The following is a 265-nucleotide window of genomic DNA, read 5'->3' on the forward strand; positions in this document are numbered from 1 at the left end:
GGGCGAAGAACACCTTGTCGCCGAGCCGGCCGAAGTGCGGCGTCCGCTCGACCGTGATGCCGACGTAGCCGCCCCAGGTGAAGTCGAACGGCACGTCCGTCAGCTGAGGGAAGACGGTCAGCATCTTCGCCCGCATGACTCGCGGCAGGTTCGGCGGCATCAGCGTCGAGTAGCTGACCCGTCCCCCGAACAGCAACCGCCTATCGGCCGCCAGACGGAAGTAATCCAGCACGAAGTTGCTGTCGACGACGGCCGCGTTGCTCGG

The 265-nt window shown here is 66.4% G+C and carries 1 protein-coding gene; it reads right to left on the reverse strand.

Going from position 1 to position 265, the window contains the following annotated elements:
- The coding region (locus R0J87_RS21290; protein ID WP_498888782.1) for an FAD-dependent oxidoreductase at positions 1–265 on the reverse strand (265 nt) is incomplete at both ends.

The organism is Halomonas sp. SIMBA_159 (assembly GCF_046536035.1).
Classification (GTDB): Bacteria; Pseudomonadota; Gammaproteobacteria; order Pseudomonadales; family Halomonadaceae; genus Vreelandella; species Vreelandella venusta_A.